A 3,262-nucleotide genomic window follows, 5' to 3' on the forward strand; every position below is an offset into this window, starting at 1 on the left:
AACCTCCCCAGCGCCCGCGACGAGCGGGTCAACGTGCGCCTGGCCGAAGTCGACGGCATCGAGGAGGTGACGATCGGCTCATGAGGCACCTGCTGGACACCCGCACCCTCAGCCGCGCCGATGCGCTGCAGATCCTCGACGTCGCCGAGGACATGGCCGACACGCAGCAGCGTGAGGTCAAGAAGCTGCCGACCCTGCGCGGCAAGACGGTGGTGAACCTGTTCTTCGAGGACTCCACCCGCACCCGCATCTCGTTCGAGGCAGCCGCCAAGCGCCTCTCGGCCGACGTCATCAACTTCTCGGCCAAGGGCTCGTCGGTGTCGAAGGGCGAATCGCTCCAGGACACCGCGCAGACCCTGCAGGCGATGGGGGCGGATGCCGTCGTCATCCGCCACGGCGCCTCCGGTGCCCCGCAGACCCTCGCCACGAGCGGCTGGATCACCGCCGGGGTCGTCAACGCCGGCGACGGAACCCACGAGCATCCCACGCAGGCTCTCCTGGACGCCTTCACCATCCGCAAGCGCTTCTTCGCCGGCGACAGCCGCGGACGCGACCTCCAGGGGCTGCGCGTCGTGATCGTCGGCGACATCCTGCACTCCCGCGTCGCCCGCTCCAACGTGTGGCTGCTGACCACCCTGGGAGCCCGGGTAACGCTGGTGGCGCCGCCGACCCTGGTGCCGCAGGACGTCTCGGCGTGGCCGGTGCACGTGCGGTACGACCTGGACGAGGCGCTGGACGAGGGTGTCGACGCGCTGATGATGCTGCGGATTCAGCTGGAACGCATGGGCGCGGCCTATTTCCCGACTGAACGGGAATATTCCCGAAGGTGGGGGCTGGACGCCGGGCGTCTGGGCCGTCTCGCGCCAGATAGCATTGTCATGCACCCCGGTCCGATGAACCGGGGTCTGGAGATCTCCGCCGACGCCGCCGATTCGTCCCGCTCGACCGTGCTCGAACAGGTGACGAACGGCGTGTCCGTGCGGATGGCCGCCCTTTACCTGCTGCTGGCGGGGGAGCGCGCATGAGCAGGAGAGGACGGACGATGAGCGAGACTCTCCTCATCCGCGGCGCACGCATCCACGACGGGGCAGGCGCTGACCGCACCGCCGACCTCCTGATCGCCGACGGGCGCATCGCCGAGGTGGGCAGCGGTCTCAGCCGAGCCGGCGCCACCGTGATCGACGCCGACGGGCTGGTCGCCCTTCCGGGGCTGGTCGACCTGCACACGCACCTGCGCGAGCCCGGCTACGAGGCATCCGAGACGATCCTCACCGGCTCGCGTGCCGCCGCCGCCGGCGGCTACACGGCGGTCTTCGCCATGCCCAACACCTCACCCGTCGCCGACACCGCCGGCGTCGTCGAGCAGGAGCTGGCCCTCGGCGAGGCCGCCGGCTACGTCACGGTGCAGCCCATCGGCGCGGTGACGGTCGGGCAGAAGGGCGAGCGGCTCGCGGAACTGGGGGCGATGGCATCGTCCCGCGCGCAGGTGCGCGTCTTCAGCGACGACGGGTTCTGCGTCTGGGACCCGCTCATCATGCGACGGGCACTGGAGTACGTGAAGGCCTTCGACGGCGTCATCGCGCAGCACGCGCAGGACCCGCGGCTGACCGAGGGCGCCCAGATGAACGAGGGCACCGTCTCGGCCGAGCTGGGACTGGCGGGCTGGCCCGCCGTCGCCGAAGAGTCGATCATCGCCCGCGACGTGCTGCTGGCCGAGCACGTCGGCTCCCGCCTGCACGTCTGCCATCTGTCGACGGCGGGGTCGGTGGACATCATCCGCTGGGCGAAGAAGCGCGGCATCGCCGTCACCGCCGAAGTCACCCCCCACCACCTGCTGCTGGACGAGGAGCTCGTGCGCGGCTACGACGCCCGTTTCAAGGTCAACCCGCCGCTGCGGCGCGCCGAGGACGTGCAGGCGGTGCGCGAAGGCCTGGCCGACGGCACCATCGACATCGTCGCGACCGACCACGCCCCGCACCCCGCCGAGGCCAAGGCCTGCGAATGGCCGGCGGCGGCCAACGGCATGGTGGGGCTCGAAAGCGCCTTGCGCGTCGTGCAGCAGGCGATGGTCGACACCGGCCTGCTGGGCTGGGACGACGTCGCGCGCGTCATGTCGACCGCCCCGGCCCGCATCGGGCGCCTGGCCGGTCACGGCACGCCGCTCGCGGCCGGCGAGGCCGCGTCGCTGACGCTCTACGACCCGGCGCCGGTGCGCACCTTCGGCCGCGATGACCTGCGCGGACGCAGTGCGAACTCGCCCTACCTCGGCCGGGAGCTTCCCGGTGAGGTGCGGTGGACACTGCACCGCGGCCGCGCGACGGTCGCCGACGGCGCGCTGCGTGAGACCACGGAGGTGTGGGCATGACCCGCGAGACAGCACTGCTGATCGTCGTCGCCGTGGCGATCGGCCTCTTGGGCCTGGTCGCCTGGGGCTGGCGCCGACGCACCCGCCGCGACGCCGGCTTCGCCGCTCCCGTGGGCGAGATCCCCACCGGCGCCGCCGTGATCGGCGTCTTCCCGGTGCTGTACGTCGCCACGACCCGCCACGGGGAACCGCTCGAGCGGCTGGCCATCCGCGGCCTCGGCTTCCGTTCGCGGGCCGACGTCACCGTGACGGATGCCGGTGTGGCGCTGGACCTGGTGGGCCAGCCGCGCCTGTTCATCGGCCGCAGCCGTATCGACGGCGTCGCGCAGGCCACCGTCGCGATCGACCGCGTCGTCGAGCGCGACGGTCTGGCGCGCCTGGACTGGCAGATCCCCACCGCCGAGGGCGACGCGATCGTCGTCGACTCCTACTTCCGACCCCAGGAGACCTCCGCGCGCGCGCTCGTCGACGCGCTGCGAGAGATATCCGACCCCGCTCCCACGACAGGAGACCCCGCGTGACCTTGTTCACCCGTGAACCCGCCGTCCTCGTCCTCGAAGACGGCACGCGCCACACCGGACGCGCCTACGGCGCCCGAGGCACGACCCTCGGCGAAGTGGTCTTCGCCACCGGCATGACCGGCTACCAGGAGACCATCACCGACCCGTCCTATGCCGGTCAGATCGTGCTGCAGACCGCGCCGCACATCGGCAACACCGGCATGAACGACGAAGACCCCGAGTCCCGCCGCATCTGGGTGGCCGGCTACGTCGTGCGCGACCCCTCACGGGTCGTGTCCAACTGGCGCGCGGACAGCACGCTCGACGAGGCACTGGTCGCCGACGGCATCGTCGGCATCAGCGGCATCGACACCCGCGCCGTCACCCGCCACATCCG

4 protein-coding genes are annotated in these 3,262 nt (G+C 71.6%); all 4 read left to right on the plus strand.

What is annotated here, in order from left to right:
• The first annotated feature begins 80 nt into the window (after positions 1-80).
• Positions 81-1,025 carry an aspartate carbamoyltransferase catalytic subunit gene (locus tag NQ160_RS21085; protein WP_257517037.1) on the plus strand — a complete coding sequence of 315 codons (945 nt, stop codon included), beginning with the start codon at positions 81-83 and terminating at the stop codon, positions 1,023-1,025.
• Positions 1,026-1,042: 17 nt separating this feature from the next.
• Positions 1,043-2,365, plus strand: a complete 1,323-nt coding sequence (locus NQ160_RS21090; protein ID WP_257517038.1) for a dihydroorotase — start codon at positions 1,043-1,045, stop codon at positions 2,363-2,365.
• Positions 2,362-2,886 (plus strand): PH-like domain-containing protein, encoded by a 525-nt coding sequence (locus tag NQ160_RS21095; RefSeq protein WP_257517039.1) that lies wholly within the window; start codon positions 2,362-2,364, stop codon positions 2,884-2,886. The genes NQ160_RS21090 and NQ160_RS21095 overlap by 4 nt, the downstream gene beginning before the upstream one ends.
• A gap of 2 nt (positions 2,887-2,888) precedes the next feature.
• Positions 2,889-3,262, plus strand: a 374-nt coding sequence (locus tag NQ160_RS21100) for a carbamoyl-phosphate synthase domain-containing protein (protein ID WP_306853938.1), incomplete at its 3' end; no start/stop codon positions are given.

This window comes from Microbacterium sp. zg.Y909 (assembly GCF_024626565.1).

Bases quoted from the DNA above. Each gene is read 5' to 3' on its own strand.
- NQ160_RS21090 (WP_257517038.1), top strand. From the start codon at position 1,043: ATGAGCGAGACTCTCCTCATCCGCGGCGCACGCATCCACGACGGGGCA.
- NQ160_RS21095 (WP_257517039.1), top strand. From the start codon at position 2,362: ATGACCCGCGAGACAGCACTGCTGATCGTCGTCGCCGTGGCGATCGGC.
- NQ160_RS21085 (WP_257517037.1), top strand. From the start codon at position 81: ATGAGGCACCTGCTGGACACCCGCACCCTCAGCCGCGCCGATGCGCTG.